Origin of the sequence: Zafaria cholistanensis, from assembly GCF_008580665.1 — a bacterium.
GTDB lineage: Bacteria > Actinomycetota > Actinomycetes > Actinomycetales > Micrococcaceae > Zafaria > Zafaria cholistanensis.
In genome coordinates, this window is record NZ_BKDJ01000021.1 from 1 (window position 1) to 20,058 (window position 20,058).

The following is a 20,058-nucleotide window of genomic DNA, read 5'->3' on the forward strand; positions in this document are numbered from 1 at the left end:
GAGACGCGCCCGTCGACGCCGCCGGTGGCGGCCGCGACCGGGGCGAACAGGTCGCAGGCGGCCGCGACGTCCTCGGTGGTGATCTCGAAAACGGCGTGCTCGACGTCGGCGCCGGCCGCGGCCAGCTGGGCGATCTTGGCGTCGTAGTAGTGGCCGCCGGTGATTGCGGCGTGGAAAATCGAGGGGTTGGTGGTCACGCCAACGACGTTTTTCCCGTCGATGAGCTTCTGCAGCGAACCGCTGGACAGGCGCTCACGGGAGAGGTCGTCGAGCCAGATGGAGACTCCGGCATCGGAAAGAAGCTGGGTTGGTGCAGTCAATCATTTCTCCTGAAATGTCATGTTGTGCGCGGGCGGCGGTCCCCTGCCGTCAGGCCGCGCCCACTTCTTCCAAGGTGACGATGAGGTCCGCGTCGGCACGGGTTGCGCGAATGAGTTGGGCGTTCTTTTCGTCCACGCCGGCCACCCAGGCTTCGGCCTCCGCCGGGCTCTTGCCAAATTCAACGTGTCGTTGGACAAGGCGCCGGACCCTCAGGGAGTCGTCCTGTTCGCAGTACCAGACCTCGGTGCACTGGTTGCGCACTTTGCGCCATTCGGGGGTGTCGAGGAGCAGGTAGTTTCCCTCGGTCAGGATGGTCGTGGCGGAAGGGAAAACGGGAATGACGCCGGCGATGGGCTGTTCCAGGGTCCGTTCGAATCCCGGGGCGTAGACCACGGCGTCCCGCCGGGAACGCAGCCGCTGAAGCAGGGCGGCGTAGCCGTGGACATCGAAGGTCTCCGGTGCGCCTTTGCGGTCGAGGATGCCGAGGCGGGCCAGTTCCTGGTCCGAGAGGTGGAAGCCGTCCATGGGGACATGGGCGAACTCCTGGTTTTCGGGGTCCGCGACGCCCCTGTTCAGTTCCTTGATGAGGCCTTCCACCAAGGTGGTCTTGCCGGCGCCGGGGGCGCCGGCCACGCCGATGACAACGGGCGCCTCCGAAGAGGCTTTCCTGTGCCTGATACGTGCAACCAGTTCATCCAGGTTCATCGGGTTGCCCGTGTGGAATGCAGGTGGTTGGCCATGAATTCGCGGGCGTGGACGGCAAGGTCTTCGCCGTCGGTCCACAGGTTCCGCCACACGGCCAGATCGTTGGACAGTCCCCGTGCGACGACGGCGGAGGAGAAGCTTTCGAAGGTGATGGGGCCGTTGTAGTTGATGGCGGCCAAGGCATGGAAGAACGACGTGAAGTCCAGATGGCCCGACCCAAGGTACCCGCGGTGGTTCTCGCCGATGTGGACGTACCCGAGCCGGTCTCCGACTTCGTAGACGGGAGAGACGAGGTCGTTTTCCTCGATGTTCATGTGGTAGGTGTCGAGGTGGATCAGCACGTTGTCCCGGCCGATGTCGTCGGCAAGCCGGAGGGCGTCGTGGGCGGTGTTGATGACATTGGTTTCGTACCGGTTGCAGATCTCGAGGCCCAGGGTCATCGAGAGCTGGCCGGCTTCGTCGGAGAGGTCTTTCAGGACGCTGACGACGTTCGCCCGCCCCTTTTCGGTGATGGGCGCGCCGTACTTGCCCAAGGCGCTGAAGAGGGCTCCGGTGAAGTGGGTACCACCGAGCTCGTGGGTGATTTTCAGGGACTCCTGCAGGAGCTTCGCGCCGCGTTCCACGGTGGCGGTGTCGTCGCTGGAGACGTCCGCGTCGAAAGCGAGTCCGCGGGAGCAGACGACGTCGAGGTTGTTGGCTTCAAGCAGCTTGCGGGCCTTGTCCACGTCCAGGTTAAGGGAGTCGTGGAGGGAAAATTCCACGAGGTCGTAACCGGCCCTGGCGGTGCTGGTGATGATTTTTTCGACGGATGCGTCGGTGGTGTCTCCTGCCCAAACGAGGGCGTGGACACCGAGGGGATTGCGGTTCGTCATGGGTATGTTCTTTCGGTTTCTTGGCTATTTTTCGCGGGAGCCGGTGATGAGGGAAACGATTTCGTCGCCGGTCGTTTCGATGGTGCGCCGCCCGGCGACGCACCGTCCGGCGCGCATGACCCAGACCTGGTCACTGAGGCGCATGACCTGGCTGAAGTTGTGGCTGATGAGCAGGACGGAGTGTCCGTCGTCGCGCAGTTTGAGGATCAGGGCTTCGACCTTCGCCGTTTCCTGGACGCCGAGTGCGGCGGTAGGTTCGTCCATGATGACCAGCTTGGAACTGAAGCCGGCGGCCCTGCAGATGGAGACAGCCTGGCGCTGGCCCCCCGAAAGCCTGCGGACCTTGGATTTTACGGCGGGAACGTTGACGGCCAGGTTGGAGACCATGCGGTCGGCGGCTTCCTTCATGGCCTTGCGGTCAAGGAACCGGATGGGGCCGATTCCGCGGGTGATTTCGCGGTTGAGGAAGAGGTTCTGCCAGACGGTCAGGTCATCGACCAGGGCCAGGTTCTGGTGGACGGTTTCGATGCCGGCTTCCCGGGCATCTTCCGGGCTTCGGAAGTGGACGGGTTTGCCTTCGAAGGAGATCGTGCCCGACTGCGGCTTGTGGATTCCGGAGATGCAGCGGACGAGGGTCGACTTGCCGGCGCCGTTGTCCCCGACCAGGGCGGTGATTTCCCCCGCGGCCAGGGTCAGGCTGACGTCCTGCAGGGCCTTGACGCTGCCGAATGCGAGGGAGACGTCCTGGACGTCGACGATGGATGTGGTCGCGGTGGTGGTCATTTCTGGAACCTCGAAAGCAGGGCGGCGAGGATAACCACGACGCCGACAGCAAGGGGCTGGTAGAACTGCGAAACGTTCATCAGGGTGAGGCCGTTGGTGAGTACGGTCAGGAGCAGCGCGCCGACGATGGGGCCGAAGATGGAGCCCCGGCCGCCCGTGAGGCTCACGCCGCCCAGGACCACGGCGGCGACCGAGTTCAGCAGGAAGGTGGTGTTGGCCGCCGGCTCCGAAGCGCCGACGCGGGCGACCAGCAGGATCGCGGCAACGCCGGCGAGGACCCCGGAGATCGTGTACACGGCGATCTTGATGCGGGCGGTGCTGATACCTGTTGCCTGCGCCGCTTCCTTGGAACCGCCGGTGGCGAACAGATGCGTCCCGAAGCGGGTCCGGAACAGCACGACGTGGGCGATGATCGCGACGGCGGCCGCGACGATGAACGGGTTACCGAAGATCAAGACCCCGTGGGTGGAGAAATTGATCAGTTCGATGCTGGTGATCGAGATGGGTTTGCCGTCGGAGAGCACCAAGGCCAGCCCGGAGGCAACCGAGAGCGTGCCGAGAGTGACGATGAAGTCCGTGATCCTGCCCTTGGCGACCAGGACGCCGTTCAGGATGCCGATCACGCTGCTGGCGGCAATGGCGGCCAGCATGCTCACCAGCAGCCCCGCGCCTTGGGCGTAGGCCATGCCGAACGCGATGACGCCCAGGGTCATCGTTGCCGCGACCGAGAGATCGATCCCGTCGCTCAGGATCACGAAGGACTGCCCCACCGTGAGGACAATGAGGATGGATGCCGCGACCAGGATGGATTGGATGTTCCCGGCTGTCAGGAAGACCGGGCTCAGCGAGGTGAAGACAATGGACAGGCCGATCAGGCCGATGATGGCTGCATGTTCGGCCCACCAGCCGATGCTCTTCACGTCCTGCTGCCAGCCGGCCGCGTCCTTGCGGGGACGGGGGCTGCCGAGACTGTTCACGGGAGTGGATGTACCTTTTGTCTGTGTCGGCGAATTATGCGAAATGGAGGGCATCACGGGGCTTCCCTGCTACTTCTCAAACGGATTTTCGAAGGGTTCAAAGGGGGCCGGGGCTGCCTCGATCGCATCCGCCACGTTGTCCTTGGTGACCAGCGCAACCGGTGCCTCGACCAGTTCCGGCAGGGTCTGGCCTTCGGCGGCTGCCTGGCATGCCTGGGCACCCATTTGGCCAATGGCGTAGGGGTACTGGGCGACGGTGGCGGTGAGCTCGCCCGACTCCACACCCTTCAGGCCCTCGGGAACACCGTCAACGCTGATGATGGAGACCTTGCCGGTCAGGTTGGCGTTGGCTACGGCCCGCGCGACGCCGAGCCCCATCACGTCATTGGCGACAAAGAAGCCCTTGATGTCGGGGTTGGCGCGCAGCAGGTCGCCGGCCTTGGTCAGTGCCACCTGCCGGTCCCAGTCCGCCGACTCGGTGGCCAGCACCTCGGCCTTTGAACCGAGGCCTTCGGTGAAGCCCGTCACGCGGTTTCCGCTGGTGACGTCGCCGGCGATGCCGCCGATGACCGCGACCTTGTCCCCTTCATCGACCAGCTGGGCCATCTGCTCACCGGCGAGCTTTCCGGCGGCAATGTTGTCCGTGCCGATGTAAGTGTCCGGAACAGCGTTGGCGGCTTTCGCGGCCTCCGGGTCGACGGGGCTGTCGATGTTCACGACGGTCTTTCCGGCCGCCTTCAACCCGGCCACGCCCTGCAGCAGGTTGTTGCCGCTGATGGGGTTGATGATGAAGCAGCCGTAGTCCTGTCCGGCGAGGGATGACAGCCGGTCAGCTTGGCCAGACGTGTCGGTGATGTCCTGGGCCGCCTGCACCGTGATGCTGGCGTCCGCTGCCTTGATGCCCTTTTCCATGTCCTGGAAGAACGGGTTGTCCAGGCCCTTGATCACCGCGGCCGTCTTGGCCGGCCCTTCGCTGGCGCTGGTTGCCGCGGGCGCCCCTCCGGTGCTGCTGCAGCCGGCAAGTGACAGGACCGCAGCCGAGCCGGCCGCAACAAAAATGAGCAAGTTTTTGAACTGTGGCATCTTTGCCCCTTTTGATTTTGAAAGTCATATGAATGCGGAACTAACGATGAGTGATAGAGTAACTACGCCATGTGACCTACGCAACCTTTCCCGGAAACCAACATTAAGATGGTCCTCAGGGCAAAGAAATGACGGAGATGGACAGATGAGAAACGCTCACCCCGAAACGCCTCCCGGAGCGCTTGAGGCAACCACCGGGACACTCGAGATCCTTGACCTGCTCCGCTCGGGAAAGGTGCTCACCAAGACAGAAATCGCGGTGCGCACCGAACTGTCCCGGTCGACCGTCAACCAGCGCCTGGATGCGCTTCTCGAGGCCGGACTGGTCATTCCCTCAGGGGCCGAGTCAACCAAGGGCCGCCCTGCAGGTTCCTTCGCCTTCAACCGGGGCGGGGGCTATTTTCTGGTCGCGGATATCGGCGCCACCGCAATGCGCGCAGGCCTGTGCGACCTCACCGGGGCCATCCTTGATGAGGTCGGCCTGCCCGTCGATGTCACCGACGGGCCAACCTCAGTCCTGGGGAGGGTCAAGAAGGAATTTGCGGCGCTGCTGGCAGGCGCCGGGGCAGGCCCGGAATCCGTTCTGGGCACAGGCGTCTCCGTTCCCGGCCCGGTCGACACAGGGTCGGGCCAGGTCGTGCATCCGCCCATCATGACCGGCTGGGACGGGTATGACATTCCCGGCGCCTTCAGCAGCGTGTACAACTGCCCTGTCATCGTGGACAAGGACGCCAACGCCATGGCCTTTGGCGAGCAGCAGTCCACCTACCCCGACGTGCGGCACCTGCTGATGGTGAAAATCGGTACCGGCGTCGGCTCCGGACTCATCTCGGACGGCCGGCTCCACCGCGGCGCCGACGGCGCCGCGGGAGACATCGGCCATAACTACGTCTCCAAGCCCGCCGGAGTGGAAAGCGAACCGGAATGCAGGTGCGGCAATACGGGATGCCTTGAAGCGTACGCAGGCGGATGGGCGCTGGTCAGGGATCTGCGGGCCCAGGGCCTGGACGTTCACAGCGTGGATGACGCGGTCCGGCTCCTGCGCGCGGGCGAGCGCAATGCCGTGCGGCTGGCACGGACCGCGAGCCGCCTGCTGGGCGAGGCCATCGCCGCCACAGTCAACCTCTTCAACCCGCAAGTGGTCGTGCTCGGCGGCCAGCTGGCCGCCGCGGAAGAGTACTACTTTGCCGGCATCCGCGAAGCGGTCTACCGGCGCTCACTTCCGTTGGCCACCCGGCACCTGCGCATCGTCGGCTCGACCCTGGAAAGCCAGGCTGGAGTGGTCGGAATCGCCTTGCTCGTGGCCCAGAGCGTCTTCACCCGCCACCTGCTGCCGCGTATCGCTCCCTCCCCGAAACCGGCAGCCATCCCCCGCCCCGCATGAGCTCCCGGCGGTCACGGCGGCGGCAGGGCAGGACCGGCCGGCCGCAGGGTTAGCGTCCTTCGGGGACGGACAGGTCCCTGGCGTTGGCCAGGACCGGCAGCTTGGCCCGGACCTCGCCGACTTGGGCGGGATCGATGTCCGCGACCACGAGCTCCGGCTCCTCCCCCAGCGCGTGCAGCACCGTGCCCAGGGGGCCGATCAGGGCGCTGCGGCCGATTCCGGTCGGAGCGGTTCCGGCCGGCTTCCCGGCCGCCGCGGGATCTGCCTGGCCGACGGCGACCACGAAGGTGGTGCTGTCCAGAGCCCGCGCGCGGGTGAGAAGGTCCCATTGCTCTGCTTTTCCCTCCCCTGCTCCCCAGGACGCGCAGACGATGTTGATCTGCGCACCGGCCCTGGCATTGGCCGTAAACAGGGCCGGAAACCGGACGTCGTAGCAGGTCGCCAGCCCCGCGGTCGCTCCGGCAACGTCGAAGACGACCGGAGCCTCGCCCGGATCGACCGATTCGGATTCCGCGTAACCGAACGCATCGAACAGGTGGATCTTGTCGTAGTGCGTGTCCACGCCTGGGCCGCACACCAGCAGGGTGTTGCGCACCCGCCCGCCGCGCCCGGGGGTGAACATCCCGGCCACCACGACGAGGCCGAGTTCGTGCGCGATCCTGCGGACTTCCGTTGCCCACGGGCCGTCCAGCGGTTCGGCGACCTTGTCCAAAGGGTGGCCAAAGGCGCACATTGTCGCCTCGGGGAAGACCACGAGGTCCGCGCGCAGTTCTTTCGCGGCGGCCGCGTAGTCCCGGACGGTCTCAAGGTTCCCGGCGGGATCGCCGCTGCTGAGGATCTGTGCGATCGCGATTCTCATGCTGTCTCCATTTGGGGGTAGAAGTCCTGATTGGCATGGCTGTCCGGGGATGAAGGCCGCGGCGCCGGCCACCGGTCCATCCACGGACCGCTAGGACCGGAAAACCGGCTCCCCGCGGAATTCTTCAAGGGCCTCGCGGTGCGCGGCCGGGATGCGCAGCAGCCGGTCCTCGTTCACGGAGAAGAACGCCAGCGTCGTGGTGGCCTTCACCCGCAGCCCGCCATCCACGGGGTCGTGGAATTCGTAGCAGATATCGAAGCTGGCCGGTTTGATCCCCGAGATCCAGAGGTCGGCATCGGCGGGGACGTTCCGGTAGTCCAGCGGCACCACGTAGCGCACGCGGTGCTCGACAACGAGGATCTGGGTGGCCTCCGGGATGGCGGAAAAAAGGTTCACCAGCGGCTCCGTGCCCGGCTTGCCGGTGCCGCCGGGCACGCCAAATCCCGCGATGCGGGCCTCCTCCATCATGCGCACCAGGTTCACGTTGTTGATGTGTCCGTAGGCGTCCATGTCCGCCCAGCGCATCGGGACCTGGACGCGCAGCTTCCGGCCGCTCACTCGGGGTCCCCGCCGTCGCGCTCGGCCGTCTCCGGAACCAGGCCCAGCCGGCCCAGCTCGGCCACGATCTGCGCACCGTCCGTCGCGTAGACCCACGGCACGCCCGGGGTGGAGGCCATGATGCCCTGCGACCGGCCACCGGCCAGCACCGCCTCCGAGGGAGTCAGCTGGCGGATCACGATGGCGCACACGTTTTGCGGGTAGCGGCGGGCGAACTCGGCATAGATCTCCGGGTCGTGCTGGCCGTCGTCGCCAATGAGCAGCCACTGGATGTCCGGGAACTCGACGGCAAGGCGCCGCAGCTGGTCCACCTTGTGCTTCATGCCGGAGCGGAACCAGCCCACCTCGGTGGGGCCCCAGTCGGTGAGCAGCAGGGAGCCTTCCGGGTAGAGGTTGCGGTTGAGGAAACGGGTCAGGGTCTGCGCCACGTTCCAGGAGCCGGTGGAAAGGTACAGCACCGGTACGCCCGAGCGGCCGCGCAGCACCCGTTCCATCATGACGGCCATGCCGGCGGTGGCGACACGGGCGTGCTCATCGAGCACGAACGTGTTCCAGGCCGCGAGCAGCGGACGCGGCAGCGCGGTGACCACCACGGTGTCGTCGATGTCGGACAGCAGCCCAAAGCGGGCATCCTCGGCCACGACGAAGACCTTGGCCGAGGCCGGCGCCGAGCCCTCGCAGGTCAGCGTCACAGTGTGCCAGCCCGGCGGCAGGTCCGCCGGCACCCGGGCGTCCAGCACGCCGCCGCGGTCCGCGTCGATGCGGTATTCGCGGTCCCCGATCCGGGCGACCACCTCGGCGTATGGTGCCGCCGGGGAGATGAAGTTGCGCCACCCCCGCACCCCGTCGGAGATGACCTTGGAATGCAGGTGTCCGTCCTCGAACGCCCCTTCGCGGGCCATGACCACGCGCGCGAGCAGGCGGACCCAGCCGGAGCCGGAGCCGCCGCCGGCCCGCCCGTATCCCTTGAACGGAACCACCGTGGCGGCCAGTCCCCGTTCGCGTGCCCGGCGTTCCCGCCAGGCATGGAACCCGTCCTCGAGCTTGGAGGCGAAGTGCGTTCTGTTCTTGGCGGGCATGGCGCCCAGTCTGTCACGACCGCGGGCCCGCTGTCAGAATGACGACACGCCCGCCACGTCACGCATCGGCCGTGGCGGGGGTGGCCTGGCCGCTACAGCGAGCGGCGCAGCGGAACTTCCTTGATGAAAAGGATGCAGGCGAAGGCCACTACGGCCACTGCCGCCGACAGCAGGAATACCGCGGCCGTTCCGTCGCCGTAGGCGCCTTCGACAATCATGCGCACTGAGGCCGGCAACGCCCCCACATCCATGCTGGAGACCGTGGCGGCGGCGCTTCCGTTCGGGGAAACCAGGTGCGCGGCGACCATGCCGTCCAGCGTCAGCGTGCCCACCCGTTCGGCGAGCACCGCCCCGAGCACCGCGACGCCGGAGGCTCCTCCGATGGAGCGGAAGAAGGCCACCGCTGAGCTGGCCGTGCCGATGTTCCGGGCCTCGACCGTGTTCTGCACCGCAAGGACCAGGTTCTGCATCAGCATGCCCATGGCGATGCCGTTGCCGAGCATGCCCAGGGCCAGGATCCAGTAGGGCGTCTCGTGGGACATGGTGCCCAGCAGGGACAGGGAGAGGACGTTCAGCAGCGCACCCCCGACCAGGAACCCCTTCCAGCGGCCGTACCGGCTGATCAGCTGGCCGGAAACCACGGAACCGGCCAGGTTGCCCGCAATCATCGGCAGGGTCAGGACGCCGGCCAGGGTGGGGCTGGCCTCGCGGGAGATTTGGAAGTACTGCCCGAGGAAGGCGCCGGATGCGAACATGGTCACGCCCACCGAAACGGAGGCGAGGATCGCCAGGGCCGGGGTGCGCTGGACGATGATCTTCAGCGGCAGGACGGGCTCCGGGACGCGGCTTTCCACGACCAGCAGCACCGCGATGAGCACCAGGGCGCCGCCGACCATGGCACCTGTCTGCCAGGAGGCCCACGCGAAGTGGCCCGGCTTGCCCACGAAGGAGGCCCAGATCAGCAGGACGCTCACCGAGGTGGTGACCAGCACCGCGCCGGCCCAGTCGATGTGGACCTTGCGCGGCAGGTGCGGCACGCGCAGGGTGCGGTGGATCAGCAGCATCGCGGCCAGTGCGATCGGGATGCCGAACCAGAACGTCCACCGCCAGCCCAGCGGGCTGTCCACGATCAGGCCGCCCAGGAGCGGGCCGCCGGCCGTGGCCGCAGCCATGACCCCGCCGAAGTAGCCGGAGTAGCGCCCCCGGTCGCGCGGGGCGATCAGGGAACCGATCACGGCCATGCCCAGCGCGGTGAGCCCGCCCATGCCCACGCCCTGGATCACGCGTGCGCCCAGCAGGGTCGGCACGTTGGGGGCGAACCCCGCCGCCAGGGAACCGGCGACGAAGATGGAGATGCCGATCTGGGTCAGCGGCTTCTTCGGGAACAGGTCCGCCAGCTTGCCCCAGATCGGGGTGCTGGCCGCGTTGGCCAGCAGGGCGGCGGTGATGACCCAGGCGAAGTCGGTTTGGCTGCCTCCCAGGTCGGCCATGATGGTGGGCAGGGCGATCGAGACGACAGTGACCGAGAGCATGGCGGCAAAGAAGCTGGCCAGCACGCCGATCAGCTGCTTCATGACATGGGGGCTGCCCGGTGCCGGCCCGTCCGCCAGGTCCGGGACACGGGTTTCCTTGGAGGCCGTCATACCGCGGCCTTCCCTTCGGCGCCACGGCGGCCGGCCCCGCGTTCGACCCCGGCGCGGAGGATGGTTTCGATCTTACCCAGGGTCTCGATCGCGTCCCGGGCCTCGGACTCATCCCAGTCCACCAGCATCTCCTGCAGGAGCAGGCCGCGCTGCCGGATAGAGCGCTCGACGGCGGCGCGGCCGGCGTCGGTCAACTCCAGCAGTTGGGCGCGGGCATCGTCCGGATCCGGACGGCGGACCACCATGCCGGAGGATTCGAGTTCGGCGACATGGCGGCTGAGCACCGCCGGCCCCACGCCCAGCCAGCGCGCGGCTGCGGCGGCCCGGGTGCGGGGGTTGTTGTGGACATATCCGAGCACGCCCAGAGCAGCCAGGCCCGGTTCGCCGGGTTCGATGCCCAAGTGGGCCACGCAGCGGAGCATGCCGTGCAGGGATTGGATGCCTTGGACCAGTTCCACCACAGTGGTTTTGCCGACTGGCATGGATCTCCTTCGCAAGAGGCGGTGGACCCGGAAGAGTCGCCGGTCCGGGAAGCCGGGTCAGCGCAGCCGGGCAGAAAATGTTGCCTGGGGCTAATATTGCCTAAAGCAACTATATGCTCATAACTATTGACCCTGCAAACTATCCTGCCGGGAAAGGCATATCCTCCCGGGAAGGGCGCCGGCCTCCGCAGCCGGCCTGGCCCGGCCCGGATCCCCCGCGCCCTAAGCTGGGGGCGTGGAAACGACCGCAGACCTGTCCGAACTGTCCACCCGCCTGCGCGACATTGCCGCCGAAGCCGCCACCAGCGTGGGCCCCGGCCTGCGCGCGGCCTTCCGCACCTCCATCAGCGCCGGCCACAAGACCAACGCGCACGATCTGGTAACCGAGCACGACCGGGCCAGCGAGGAAATGATCGTCCACCACCTGCTCGCCTGCCAGCCGGACAGCCGTGTCCTGGGCGAGGAGGGCGGGCACCGCGGCAGCGGGCGCATTGAGTGGATCGTGGACCCGATCGACGGCACCAGCAACTTCGCGCACGGCGTGGCGTTCTTCTGCGTGTCCATTGCCGCCGCCCTCGAGGGCGAACTGCTGGCCGGCGTCGTCTACGACCCGATCGCCGGGCTGCTCTTCACCGCCGACCTCACCGGCGCCTACCTGAACGGGGCGCCGCTGCGCCCGCAGGCCCAGGCCGAGGAGGCACGCGCCAGCCTGATGACCGACTACCCCTCCGCCGAGGCCCTCGCCCTCGACGGTCCCGCCGCTTTGGAGGCCTTTGGCGAACTGGTGGGCACCTACGCAACGGTGCGCCGCAAAGTCAGCGCGGCGTTGGCGCTGGCGCATGTGGCAGCGGGATGGACCGACGCGACTCTGGGCCTGGACACGAACCCGTGGGACGTCGCCGCGGGCGCGCTCCTGGTGCGCCAGGCCGGCGGCAGCTACCTGCCGTTCCGGTACGACGACGCATCCGGGCCCGCGCACGAGGCCCCCTGTTTCGTCGCGGTGGGGCCGGGAGGGAACTGCCCCACGGCAGTGGCCGTCGTCGAGCGCCTCGTCGCCGCCCGGCGGGCCGCCGGCCACCGGCGCTGACGGGCCGGCCCGAAGCTGGGGGTACTAAGGGGTGCTGCCGGTCGCTACGGCTGGCCGCCCCCGTTTCCGTCCCCGCCCTCGTCTTCGCGCCCGTCTTCACGCCCGTCCTCAAGCCCGTCCCCGTCCAGGCCCGCCAGGGTGGCGCAGGTGACCGAGGCCCCGGCTCCCGAGGCGGTCTGGGTGGAGACCAGCCGTCCTGTGGCGTCGGTGATCGTGCAGGTCAGGCCGCCGGCGGAGGTGCCGACATTGTGCGCCTCCAGGGTGCCCAGGACCCGGGACGCCTGGACGTCCGTGCTGAACTGGCCGGTTGCCTGGTTGGTGGTCCGCTCCATGAGGCTGGTGGTGGTGTAGGTGACCTGGAAGGTGCCGTCGCCAACCACCTTGTAGGTGTAGGTTGCGGTCTGGCTCGCGGCGTTGCTGAACAGGCCCGCAAGCGCAATGCCCAGCGCCAGGTAGAGGAGGCAGACCAGCAGGGCCAGCGCGCCGGTGACGATGCCGGTGATGGAGAAGCCCTTCCTCGGGCGCTTCTTCACCAGCCCCACGATGCCCAGGACGACCGCCAGCGGGCCCAGCACGAAGGACACGAACCCCACGAGCGGGATCACGGCCACGACCAGCGCCACGATGCCCACCGCCATGGCAGTGACGGTCAGCCCGGACAGGGGCTCAGGGGGCGGGCCTCCGTAGGGCGGCGGCTGGTAGTACGGGCCGTGTTGGCTGGGATACGGCTGGTTGGGATACGGCGGGCCGCCGGCGCGCGGGTTTGGATCGGGCCGGCTCGGATCACGCCAATTCGGATTGGGCCAGTTCGGATCGGGCCGGTTCGGATCAGGCCGGTTTGTGTCGGTCATGGGCTTCCCCACCTTCGGTTATCCCCCCAGCGCTTCGGGTCCCCGCAGTCCGTTGGGGACGGCATTCCGGACCGGCGGACCGCTCCAGGGCGCCGGGCCCTCCGGACGTTTTGTCCGGGGTTGCCGCACCTCCCAGCGTAGCGAGCACCTTCCCTGACCGACAGGGACGTGCCATGGTGGCGGCAGGGTGCCGCGCTGCTCCACCTGCGGGGCCCCGGCGACGCAGGCTCCGCGCAGGCTCGGCGTAGGCTCGGCGCAGGCTCGGCGTAGGCTCGAGGAGGAAGCCGGTGGACATCCCAGAGAAAGGCGCCCCATGACAAAGAAGTCCCTGTTCGGACGCATCGCCCAACTGGTCAAGGCCAACGCCAACAGCGCGATCGACGCCTCGGAGGACCCGCAGAAGATGCTGGACCAGATGGTGCGCGACTACACCAACAACATTGCCGAAGCCGAAGCCTCGGTGGCCCAGACGATCGGCAACCTCCGCCTGCTGCAGGACGACCACCGCGAGGACCTCCGCACCGCCGAGGACTGGGGCCGCAAGGCGCTGGCCGCCTCCGCCAAGGCGGACGAATTCCGTGCCGCCGGCGGCCTCGCGGACGCCGCCAAGTTCGACGAGCTGGCCAGGGTCGCCATCGGGCGCCAACTGCAGCATGAGAAGGAGGCCCGCGACGCGGAGCCCACCATCGCGGCGCAGGAAGAGATCGTCGCCAAGCTCAAGGCCGGGCTGGAGGCCATGAAGGCCAAGCGGGCCCAACTGGTCGCCAAACGCGACGAGCTGGTGGCCCGTTCCCGCACCGCCGCGGCGCAGAACCAGATGATGGACGCCGTGAAGTCCGTCGACCTGCTGGACCCGGCCGGCGAGGTGGGCCGCTTCGAGGAGAAGATCCGCCGCGAGGAGGCCAGGGTCCGCGGCGCGGCCGAGCTGGCGGCGTCCTCCCTGGACGGCCAGTTCGAGGAACTGGAGAACCTGGGCGAGGCCTCCGAGGTGGAGGCCCGGCTGGCCGCGCTCAAGGCCGCCAACCGGCAGCGCGAGCTCGGGTCCTAGGCAGGTCCGCGGGTCCCGCGGCCGAATTTGGTGTCGGATTCGGTGCCGGTGGAGGTGGTCATGCGCTTCCCCCAGGGGCTGGCGGGCGGGTCGGCTTGGCCGCCCCGCCCGCCAGGCCCGCGGATCCCAGGTCGATCGCAGGTCCTAGGCGTCGATAATGTTGTGTTCCGGGCCAAAGCCGAACTTGGTGATGTTCTCGGCCCCGTCCTCGCCCACCACGAGGATGTCGTGCTCGCGGTAGCCTCCGGCACCCGGCTGGCCCTCCGGAACCGTGATCATCGGTTCCATGGAGACGACCATGCCCGGCTCCAGCACGGTGTCGATGTCCTCGCGCAGCTCCAGGCCCGCTTCGCGGCCGTAGTAGTGGGACAGGACGCCGAAGGAGTGTCCGTACCCGAAGGTGCGGTTGGACAGCAGGCCGTTCCCGATGAAGATCTCGTTGAGTTCCGCGGCGATGTCCCTGCAGACGGCGCCGGGCTTGATCAGCTCCAGGCCGCGGCGGTGGACCTCCACGTTTATGTTCCACAGTTCCAGGCTGCGCTCGTCCGGCTCGCCAAGGAACAGGGTGCGCTCCAACGCTGTGTAGTAGCCGGAGGTCATCGGGAAGCAGTTCAGCGACAGGATGTCTCCGCGTCGCAGGGTGCGCGTGGTCGCCCAGTTGTGGGCGCCGTCGGTGTTGATGCCGGACTGGAACCAGACCCAGGTGTCGCGGACCTCGCGGTCCGGGAAGGTGCGGGCGATCTCGTGGACCATGGCCTCGGTGCCGATCAGGGCGACCTCGTACTCGCTGATGCCCTCGCGGATCGCGGCCTTGATGGCCTCGCCGCCGAGGTCCCCAATGCGGGCGCCGTGCCTGATGACCTCGATCTCCTCCGCGGACTTGACCATGCGCTGGCGCATGGCCTCCTGGGAGACGTCGAGCAGCTCCGCCCCGTCGAACGCGGCCTGGATACGCTGGCGGGTCATCAGCGGCAGGGCGTCATCCTCGACGCCGAGGCGGCGGGCCTTGACCCCGCGCTGGCGCAGCACCTCCTGCAGGCCGAAGTAGAAGTTGTCGCGGCGCCAGTCGGTGTACACGATGTTCTCGCCATAGCTGGTGCGCCACGGCATCCCCGCGTCGATGTTGGCGGTCACGGTGACCGAGTCGCCGGCGGTGACGACCAGGGCGTAGTTGCGGCCGAACGTGGTGTACAGGAAGTCGGAGTAGTACTTGATGCCGTGGTAGCTGGTCAGGATCACGGCGTCGAGGTCCTTGGCCGCCATGATGGCGCGCAGGCCGGACAGGCGGCGCTCGAACTCGGCGTCGGAAAAGGTCAGCGGCTGCTTGGCGCCATTGTGCAGGACCTTGAGGCGCTCCAGTTCGGTGACGGAGTTCGGGTTGGCTGCGATGGTCATTGGTTTTCCCTTTCTAGGTGCGCCTCGGGCGCAATGGTGTGGTGTGGAAGGTTGGTCTGGTGGTGCCGCGGCGGTCCGTGGCGGGATCGGGCGGGGAATGCCCCGCACGCACGGTGGCTGGGCAAGCGCAGCGGCTGGGCAACCGCGGGGGCTGGGCACGTACGGTGGCTAGGCGCGCACGGCCTCCGGCAGTGACAGCTCCATGGCCGTGTCCGCGGCGATGGCCGCCACCACCTGTTCGTAGAGCAGGCGGCCCTTATCCGCGTCCGCGCCCAGCGGCGAGGAGAGGCAGCCGGACTCGGGGGTCCGCGACGCCACCACGGGCAGCCGGTCGAAGCGCGGCAGGCTGGCCGGCGGGCCGGACGGGCTGCGGTCCAGGTTCACCCGCTCGGGTTTGAGGTGCAGCATCAGCGAAGTCTCCAGCACCCCGCCGTGCTCGATCTCCCAGCCCGGGAAGCCTCCGGGGTAGACCGCGGCCAGGGTCTGGTCCGTGACAAAGTCCCAGTAGGAGAGCAAAAGGACCGAGCGGTCCGTGTCCGGGCCTATGCCGCACTCCTCCAGGGCCAGGTCAATGCCCTCGTAGAGGAACTGGTAGTTCTCGTAGTGCCCGTTGACGAAGACCAGGTGCCGGAACCCCTGGTTCAGGTAGGACTTGACCAGGTCGCGGGCCTGGGCCGTGAGGGAGGCGCCGGACAGGCTGGTGGTGCCCACCAAGTGGTTGCCGCCGCCTGACTTCTGCTGCGATTTGTACCCGTAGGCGACCGCCGGGGCGACCAGGGCCCCGATCCGTTCGGCGACCCCCTGGCAGATCCTCCCGGACAGCAGCGTGTCGGTGCCCAAGGGCAGGTGAGGTCCGTGCTGTTCCAGCGAACCGACGGGGACCAGGACCACCCCCGGGCCGGAGGCCAGGTGTTCCCGCAGGGTGAAGGCGTCGAGGTCTTCCAGTCGCAGGGCATTATTCCGCAGGGCGTCGTGCATGGTGCTTTCCTCTCCGCCCGGCAGGACAGGGGGCAGGGGGGCAGGGGGCAGGGGGCAGGTTAGGCGAGTGGCGCGGGCGCCGTTTCCGGTTCGGCCTCCGGCTTGGCTCCCGGCCCGAAGCCGGTTGCCTCCTGCCGGCGGAGGGCTTCCCCGTCGGGTATCCCGGCCTTCAGTCCCAGGGGGACGCCCGCCTCGATACGGGTACGGAAGCGGCGGTATCCCAAGGCGAAGTACACGCCGCCGGCGGTCAGCGTGCCGGCGAGCCAAGAGAAGTCGATTCCGCCGGCGGCGGTGGCTAAGGGCCCCTGGAGCGCGGGAGTCGAGCCGTACATGGACATCCAGGTCATCAGGATCCCGGTGAAGAAGGCGATCAGCGCGGCCGGGTTGACGGCCTTCAGCGTGGTCTTCGACGGAGACAGGAACAGGTAGGAGTAGTCCTGGTGGCGCCGCTCGAAGATGAAGTAGTGCACGGCCATGATGCCGCCCCAAGTCGCCACCCAGGCGGCGATCGCGATGATCCAGTTGTGCAGGATGTGGGCGAAGTCGGTGGCGAAGAGGAATGCGACCACCGCGCCCATCGAGAGGCATCCGACGAGGAGGGAGACCTTTTTGCGTGAGACTTTGATGTCCAGGGACTGGACCGCGACACCGAAGGTGTAGAGGTTGATGATGTTGGTGGCGATCGGGCCGTGGATGACCAGCAGGATGACCGGGATGGCCATGACGCCGAAGCTGGAGACGATCAGCTCGCCCGGGTCGGCGTGCCCGTTTCGGGTGGCGAGGCTGGCACCCAGTACACCGAGCCAGACGACGGGGATGAACTGGCCGAGCACGCTGACCGCGTACAGCTTGGCCGGACGGACCGTGCGGGAAACGAAGCGTGAGTAGTCGGGCGCGTAGGTGAACCAGCCGATGCCCCAGCCAATGCCGATCGCAGTCATGATCGAGGACATCGCGGCAAGGCGGGGCATCCCGGTGAGCACCTCGCCGGCGGGCCCTTCGTAGCCCCAGTCGATGTCCAGCTGGGTCCAGGCGACAATGGACATGACGATCAACACCAGGACGGTCGGAGGCATGGTCAGCCGCTCGAAACGCGCGATGGCCCGGTAGCCCCGGTAACAGATGGCGACCTGGACCGCCATGATGACCGCGGCGGTGCCGATCTTCCACCCCATGTTGGCCGCTGCCGGATCAACCCATCCGATCATGCCCAGCAGGGCCATGATCAGGTCCAGGATCACCCAGGTGTTGACGGCGGACCATCCGATGGCAATCGTCGCCTGGATGGCTGCGGGCAGGTAGGCGCCGCGCCGGCCGAAGGCCCCGCGGGCCAGCAGCATGCCGGTGGCTCCGGTTCGCTGGCCCAGCAGCACGAAGAAGCCGAAGCCGAGCATGCCGATGGCGTTACCGGCAATCAGGACGGTCAGGGTGTCGGCCAGGCCTAGGCCGAGCTGGATGCCCAGCGCCCCGAGGATCCAGTTGATCGGAGCGACATTGGCTCCGGCCCAGATCCAGAACTGCCCCGACAGGTTGCGGGTGCGGCTCGCTTCGGGGATGGGTTGAAGCTCGTCCTCAATTTCGCCGTGGCCCGGCGACTGCTGCAAGCTCATATGTCGTCTCGATTCTTGAGGAAAAAGGGGACGCGGCAAGCCTATGAGTGATTCAGGTCACCGGATATAGACTATGTGCCTACCCTCTTTCACTTAGATGGCGACATAATGTCAGGAGACCCCGTGCCCACACTGGCCTCAGCGCTGCGCTTCCAGTCCCTGCTGGAGGCGGACCCGGTGGTCAGGACCGCCCCTGAGGGCGGTCTGGACCGTGGCATCCGCTGGGTCCACTCCAGCGAGGTGCTGGCCATAGCCCCACTCCTGCGCGGCGGCGAGGTCCTGCTCACGGGCGGAACGGCACTGCTGGCGCTCGGCGACGCCGGGCGGAAGGAGTATGTGGAGAGTCTGGCCGCCCGGGACGTTGCGGCGCTGGCCGTGGAAACGACCGGCTGGGACGCGGCGGCCCTGGAGGCGCTGGCGGAAGCGGCCGCCCACGCCGGCCTCACCCTGGTGGAACTGAGGCGGGTGGTCCGGTTCGTGGATGTCGCCGAGGAGATCAACAGCGCCATCGTCAACCGGCAGGCACGCATCCAGTCCGTTGTTGACGGGATATCACGGCGCATTGCCGAGCACATCGCCACCCGCGGCCCCGAACTGCCGGCGATCCTGCGCCTGGCGGCCGACGGACTGGATGCCCGCGTCCGCCTTACCGGGCACGACGGAAGCCTCCACGAGGCGGGCGACGGGAAAGCGGAGGGGGCCCAACCCGATCCCGGCTCCCCGCCCCGGTCCGCCGAGACCGCCATCGCCGTTGGCGGGTATGTCGCCGCCCGGCTGGTAATCGAGTCGGACTCGGCCGACGACGACCTGCTCTCCTCCGCGGCCAACCGGCTCTCCGAAGTCCTGGCCCTGGCCCTGGCCCAGTCCTTCCACCCGTCCGCGGACCAGGTCGCCGAGGGGCGCCTGGTCCAGGCGGTGCTCGACGGCGCGCCCCGCACCGCGGTCGGGCGGCTCTGGGCGGGAACCGCGCTTGCCCCCGGCCCGGCCTGCGTGGTGCTCGCCCTGCCGCTGGGCCCGGCCACCGCCCACGAGGCCGCACTTCGACGCGCCGCGCCGCAGGCGGCGGCCGGGACTTGGGGACGCGGCCGGATCCTGCTTGTCCCCCTTGCCGGGGCGGACCCGCTGGGGCGCAGGGGCGGGCTGGTTCGGGCGCTGTCGGAGTCGACCCGCGCGATGCCGGTTCGGTGCGCCGTCGGTCCCCTGGTGTGGGACGGGACGGGCGCCCACGAGTCCTTCACTGAGGCCCGCGACCTGCTGGACGAGGCCGCCGAACAGCCCGGGATCGTGGACGTATCGGCCCAGTTCGGGCACCGCGTCGACCGCCATCTGGAGGCGGCCGCCTTCGTGCCGGTCCACGTGCGTTCGGCACTGGGCCGGGTCCAGGACTGGGACCGGCGGCACGGGACGCCCCTGGTGGAGACCCTGGCCCGATGGCTGGACTTCGGCTGCAACGCGACCGCCACCGCCGCCCGGCTGCACATCGAACGCCAAACCCTGCACAAGCGGCTGTCCAAGTCGTTCGAGCTGCTGGGCGGGGACCCGCGGACCACCGGCGAGGTGTTCGCGCTCCACGTGGCCGTGCGGGTCGCGCTGCTGGAGGCAGGCCTGGCCTGAGGCCTCCCCCGGCCCCGCCCTACAGGACGGCCCGCACCGCCTGCTCGAAGTGACGCACGTGCTCGGCGGCGAGCTTCGCGGCACCCTCGGCATCCCCGTCCAGGATGGCCTGCAGCAGGCCCACGTGCTCGGCAATGTGCTCGGTGATGGCCGGGAGCCGGTCCAGCACCAGGCACCAGATGCGGGTGGCGAGGTTGTCCAGGCGCACCAGGGACTCCTCCAGGTGGCGGTTGCCGGCCGCCCGGTAGATGAGCCGGTGCACTTCGACGTCGTACTCCATCAGCTCGCGGCGGTTGCGGCCGGCATCGAGGGCCTCAAGGCCGGCCGCCACCTCCTCCAGCTCCGCGCGGACAGCCGGATGGGTGTTCAGCGCCGCCTTGCGCGCCGCCAGCGGCTCCAGCAGCTGGCGCACCTCGGAGATCGCAGCCAGCTCGGTGATGTCCACGATGGTGGCGAACGTACCGCGCCGCGGGTAGGACACGACCAGGTGGTCGGTTTCCAGGCGCTTGAGCGCCTCGCGCAGGGGCGTGCGGCCAAAGCCCATCTCCGCGGCCAGCTGCCCTTCGTTCAACGGGTCGCCGGGGGCGATGTCCAACATAATGAGCCGGTCGCGCAGGGTCCGGTATGCCTGCTCGGCCAGCGAGAGCCCGCTGGATGCAATCTCGGTCTGAAGCGCCATGACTCCTCCGATCCACCCCCCTCCGCCGGGGGTCTTGACGGTATGTGGTC

At 68.2% G+C, this 20,058-nt stretch carries 20 protein-coding genes; 4 read left to right on the top strand and 16 right to left on the bottom strand.

Translation table 11 applies throughout. The features are described 5' to 3' along the window. The 6 genes from NCCP_RS13980 to NCCP_RS14005 all read right to left on the bottom strand — a co-directional run. A partial coding sequence (locus tag NCCP_RS13980) for a transaldolase family protein (RefSeq protein ID WP_308655515.1) occupies positions 1-320 on the bottom strand: 320 nt, incomplete at its 3' end. Between the two features lie 49 nt (positions 321-369). Then, on the bottom strand, positions 370-1,026 hold the full coding sequence (locus tag NCCP_RS13985; RefSeq protein WP_149957902.1) for a nucleoside/nucleotide kinase family protein: 657 nt from the start codon (positions 1,024-1,026) through the stop codon (positions 370-372). Then, positions 1,023-1,898, bottom strand: coding sequence for a sugar phosphate isomerase/epimerase family protein (locus tag NCCP_RS13990; RefSeq protein ID WP_149957903.1), 876 nt, complete (start codon positions 1,896-1,898; stop codon positions 1,023-1,025). The genes NCCP_RS13985 and NCCP_RS13990 overlap by 4 nt, the downstream gene beginning before the upstream one ends. 24 nt (positions 1,899-1,922) lie before the next feature. Further along, on the bottom strand, positions 1,923-2,681 hold the full coding sequence (locus NCCP_RS13995; RefSeq protein WP_149957904.1) for an ATP-binding cassette domain-containing protein: 759 nt from the start codon (positions 2,679-2,681) through the stop codon (positions 1,923-1,925). Further along, positions 2,678-3,658, bottom strand: a complete 981-nt coding sequence (locus NCCP_RS14000; RefSeq protein ID WP_216364725.1) for an ABC transporter permease — start codon at positions 3,656-3,658, stop codon at positions 2,678-2,680. Before NCCP_RS14000 ends, NCCP_RS13995 begins: the two co-directional genes overlap by 4 nt. Positions 3,659-3,727: 69 nt before the next feature. Then, positions 3,728-4,741 carry a substrate-binding domain-containing protein gene (locus tag NCCP_RS14005; RefSeq protein WP_149957906.1) on the bottom strand — a complete coding sequence of 338 codons (1,014 nt, stop codon included), beginning with the start codon at positions 4,739-4,741 and terminating at the stop codon, positions 3,728-3,730. A gap of 145 nt (positions 4,742-4,886) precedes the next feature. Here NCCP_RS14005 and NCCP_RS14010 point away from each other — a divergent pair, with 145 nt between their 5' ends. After that, positions 4,887-6,125 (top strand): ROK family transcriptional regulator, encoded by a 1,239-nt coding sequence (locus NCCP_RS14010; protein WP_172627416.1) that lies wholly within the window; start codon positions 4,887-4,889, stop codon positions 6,123-6,125. A gap of 49 nt (positions 6,126-6,174) precedes the next feature. Here the strand turns inward: NCCP_RS14010 and NCCP_RS14015 are convergent, their stop codons facing one another. The 5 genes from NCCP_RS14015 to NCCP_RS14035 all read right to left on the bottom strand — a co-directional run bounded on the left by NCCP_RS14015 (position 6,175) and on the right by NCCP_RS14035 (position 10,746). After that, positions 6,175-6,984, bottom strand: coding sequence for a carbon-nitrogen hydrolase family protein (locus NCCP_RS14015; RefSeq protein ID WP_149957908.1), 810 nt, complete (start codon positions 6,982-6,984; stop codon positions 6,175-6,177). Positions 6,985-7,074: 90 nt separating this feature from the next. After that, on the bottom strand, positions 7,075-7,542 hold the full coding sequence (locus tag NCCP_RS14020; RefSeq protein ID WP_149957909.1) for an acyl-CoA thioesterase: 468 nt from the start codon (positions 7,540-7,542) through the stop codon (positions 7,075-7,077). Continuing rightward, positions 7,539-8,621, bottom strand: coding sequence for an App1 family protein (locus tag NCCP_RS14025; RefSeq protein ID WP_149957910.1), 1,083 nt, complete (start codon positions 8,619-8,621; stop codon positions 7,539-7,541). Before NCCP_RS14025 ends, NCCP_RS14020 begins: the two co-directional genes overlap by 4 nt. A 92-nt stretch (positions 8,622-8,713) precedes the next feature. Beyond that, positions 8,714-10,195 (bottom strand): MFS transporter, encoded by a 1,482-nt coding sequence (locus tag NCCP_RS14030; RefSeq protein WP_225873855.1) that lies wholly within the window; start codon positions 10,193-10,195, stop codon positions 8,714-8,716. Between the two features lie 65 nt (positions 10,196-10,260). Then, complete coding sequence (locus NCCP_RS14035) at positions 10,261-10,746, bottom strand: MarR family winged helix-turn-helix transcriptional regulator (protein ID WP_149957912.1); 486 nt, start codon at positions 10,744-10,746, stop codon at positions 10,261-10,263. A gap of 235 nt (positions 10,747-10,981) precedes the next feature. On the opposite strand from NCCP_RS14035, the gene NCCP_RS14040 reads away from it, so the two are divergent. Continuing rightward, positions 10,982-11,833 (top strand): inositol monophosphatase family protein, encoded by an 852-nt coding sequence (locus NCCP_RS14040; RefSeq protein ID WP_225873851.1) that lies wholly within the window; start codon positions 10,982-10,984, stop codon positions 11,831-11,833. A gap of 44 nt (positions 11,834-11,877) precedes the next feature. On the opposite strand, the gene NCCP_RS14045 is transcribed toward NCCP_RS14040, so the two are convergent. Beyond that, the gene (locus NCCP_RS14045; RefSeq protein ID WP_149957913.1) at positions 11,878-12,471 is read right to left on the bottom strand and encodes a DUF4190 domain-containing protein; all 594 of its coding nucleotides are present in this window, start codon (positions 12,469-12,471) and stop codon (positions 11,878-11,880) included. Between the two features lie 526 nt (positions 12,472-12,997). Between NCCP_RS14045 and NCCP_RS14050 the strand changes: the two genes are divergently transcribed. After that, on the top strand, positions 12,998-13,732 hold the full coding sequence (locus NCCP_RS14050) for a PspA/IM30 family protein (RefSeq protein ID WP_149957914.1): 735 nt from the start codon (positions 12,998-13,000) through the stop codon (positions 13,730-13,732). A 144-nt stretch (positions 13,733-13,876) separates the two neighbouring features. Here the strand turns inward: NCCP_RS14050 and NCCP_RS14055 are convergent, their stop codons facing one another. The 3 genes from NCCP_RS14055 to NCCP_RS14065 all read right to left on the bottom strand — a co-directional run bounded on the left by NCCP_RS14055 (position 13,877) and on the right by NCCP_RS14065 (position 17,715). Further along, complete coding sequence (locus NCCP_RS14055; protein WP_149957915.1) at positions 13,877-15,127, bottom strand: M24 family metallopeptidase; 1,251 nt, start codon at positions 15,125-15,127, stop codon at positions 13,877-13,879. Positions 15,128-15,295: 168 nt separating this feature from the next. Continuing rightward, complete coding sequence (locus tag NCCP_RS14060; RefSeq protein ID WP_149957916.1) at positions 15,296-16,105, bottom strand: creatininase; 810 nt, start codon at positions 16,103-16,105, stop codon at positions 15,296-15,298. A 59-nt stretch (positions 16,106-16,164) separates the two neighbouring features. After that, positions 16,165-17,715 (bottom strand): purine-cytosine permease family protein, encoded by a 1,551-nt coding sequence (locus NCCP_RS14065; protein WP_149957917.1) that lies wholly within the window; start codon positions 17,713-17,715, stop codon positions 16,165-16,167. A 123-nt stretch (positions 17,716-17,838) separates the two neighbouring features. Between NCCP_RS14065 and NCCP_RS14070 the strand changes: the two genes are divergently transcribed. Then, complete coding sequence (locus NCCP_RS14070; RefSeq protein WP_172627417.1) at positions 17,839-19,329, top strand: PucR family transcriptional regulator; 1,491 nt, start codon at positions 17,839-17,841, stop codon at positions 19,327-19,329. A gap of 19 nt (positions 19,330-19,348) precedes the next feature. Here NCCP_RS14070 and NCCP_RS14075 read toward each other — a convergent pair whose 3' ends face one another. Beyond that, on the bottom strand, positions 19,349-20,008 hold the full coding sequence (locus tag NCCP_RS14075; protein WP_149957919.1) for a GntR family transcriptional regulator: 660 nt from the start codon (positions 20,006-20,008) through the stop codon (positions 19,349-19,351). Between the last annotated feature and the right edge of the window lie 50 nt (positions 20,009-20,058).

What these genes read in the sequence shown, in the direction of transcription:
- NCCP_RS13985 (WP_149957902.1), bottom strand. Translation starts at nt 1,026, where the DNA reads ATGAACCTGGATGAACTGGTTGCACGTATCAGGCACAGGAAAGCCTCT.
- NCCP_RS13990 (WP_149957903.1), bottom strand. Translation starts at nt 1,898, where the DNA reads ATGACGAACCGCAATCCCCTCGGTGTCCACGCCCTCGTTTGGGCAGGA.
- NCCP_RS13995 (WP_149957904.1), bottom strand. Translation starts at nt 2,681, where the DNA reads ATGACCACCACCGCGACCACATCCATCGTCGACGTCCAGGACGTCTCC.
- NCCP_RS14005 (WP_149957906.1), bottom strand. Translation starts at nt 4,741, where the DNA reads ATGCCACAGTTCAAAAACTTGCTCATTTTTGTTGCGGCCGGCTCGGCT.
- NCCP_RS14010 (WP_172627416.1), top strand. Translation starts at nt 4,887, where the DNA reads ATGAGAAACGCTCACCCCGAAACGCCTCCCGGAGCGCTTGAGGCAACC.
- NCCP_RS14015 (WP_149957908.1), bottom strand. Translation starts at nt 6,984, where the DNA reads ATGAGAATCGCGATCGCACAGATCCTCAGCAGCGGCGATCCCGCCGGG.
- NCCP_RS14025 (WP_149957910.1), bottom strand. Translation starts at nt 8,621, where the DNA reads ATGCCCGCCAAGAACAGAACGCACTTCGCCTCCAAGCTCGAGGACGGG.
- NCCP_RS14030 (WP_225873855.1), bottom strand. Translation starts at nt 10,195, where the DNA reads ATGAAGCAGCTGATCGGCGTGCTGGCCAGCTTCTTTGCCGCCATGCTC.
- NCCP_RS14035 (WP_149957912.1), bottom strand. Translation starts at nt 10,746, where the DNA reads ATGCCAGTCGGCAAAACCACTGTGGTGGAACTGGTCCAAGGCATCCAA.
- NCCP_RS14045 (WP_149957913.1), bottom strand. Translation starts at nt 12,471, where the DNA reads ATGGCGGTGGGCATCGTGGCGCTGGTCGTGGCCGTGATCCCGCTCGTG.
- NCCP_RS14050 (WP_149957914.1), top strand. Translation starts at nt 12,998, where the DNA reads ATGACAAAGAAGTCCCTGTTCGGACGCATCGCCCAACTGGTCAAGGCC.
- NCCP_RS14055 (WP_149957915.1), bottom strand. Translation starts at nt 15,127, where the DNA reads ATGACCATCGCAGCCAACCCGAACTCCGTCACCGAACTGGAGCGCCTC.
- NCCP_RS14060 (WP_149957916.1), bottom strand. Translation starts at nt 16,105, where the DNA reads ATGCACGACGCCCTGCGGAATAATGCCCTGCGACTGGAAGACCTCGAC.
- NCCP_RS14065 (WP_149957917.1), bottom strand. Translation starts at nt 17,715, where the DNA reads ATGAGCTTGCAGCAGTCGCCGGGCCACGGCGAAATTGAGGACGAGCTT.
- NCCP_RS14075 (WP_149957919.1), bottom strand. Translation starts at nt 20,008, where the DNA reads ATGGCGCTTCAGACCGAGATTGCATCCAGCGGGCTCTCGCTGGCCGAG.